This window comes from Nonomuraea sp. KM90, from assembly GCF_052246675.1.
Classification (GTDB): domain Bacteria; phylum Actinomycetota; class Actinomycetes; order Streptosporangiales; family Streptosporangiaceae; genus Nonomuraea.
Window position 1 is genome coordinate 1 of record NZ_JBQQCB010000398.1, and the last position, 792, is coordinate 792.

The 792-nt window shown below is 65.8% G+C and carries 1 pseudogene; it reads right to left on the minus strand.

Going from position 1 to position 792, the window contains the following annotated elements:
- Nucleotides 1-130 precede the first annotated feature (130 nt).
- Nucleotides 131-529 (minus strand): annotated as a pseudogene (locus ACTWPW_RS64440) (IS982 family transposase); the annotation flags it as partial.
- Nucleotides 530-792: the final 263 nt, after the last annotated feature.

Sequence of the window (792 nt, forward strand, 5' to 3'; positions counted from 1 at the left end):
CGCCCGACTAGACGACGGCCTCATGACGACCATAGAGCTACGGCGTCGGCGGGTAACCACTCCCGATTTTCAGCCCGGAACGGGCTCCGCGCAGCGGAAATGGGACTAGACGAGTAAGTCCTAAGTCTGGTTAGTGGTCGTAGGCGATCAGTGATCGGGTGATGGGCTGGCCGGTCGCGCGGTTGTGCCAGATGGCGGCGGTCAGGGCGAGGATGCGCTGGGCGATTCTGGCTCCGACGCCGGTGACGGTCCTGGCGCCGTGGAGTTCCAGGTCGAGCTGGCCTTTGAGGGTGTCGTTGACGGACTCGATGAGCTGGCGGATCGGTTTGAGCAGGTGCTCGCCGGGGCGGGGTGTGCGGTTGCGGTAGGACGGGCGCAGCAGTCGTACCCCGCGCTCGGCCAGGAAGGCGTCCAGTGCGGCGGAGATGTAGCCCTTCTCGGCGATGATCAGAAGGCCGGGCCGGTCGGTGAGCAGGTGTGGGTCGTGCTCACAGATGGCCATCAGCACCTGTCGTTCGTCGATGTTCGGGGTGGTGGCTTTGGAGGTCTCCACCAGCACCGTTTGTAGGTCAGTGCTGACACCACCCGGACCAGGAGGGCACCCTAGTGTTGGTGGGAGTTGACACCACCCTGGCGGGCGCGCAAGCGGAGCGAGTCCGAGCAGATTGAGCGGAGGTGGGCGCACGTCGGCGACGAAGCTCCTGGTACTCGGTATCGTGCACCTCTCCGGCGGCGCGCATGGCTACCAGGTGCGGTCCGAACTGCAGAGCTGGGGTGCGGAGAGTTGGGCCA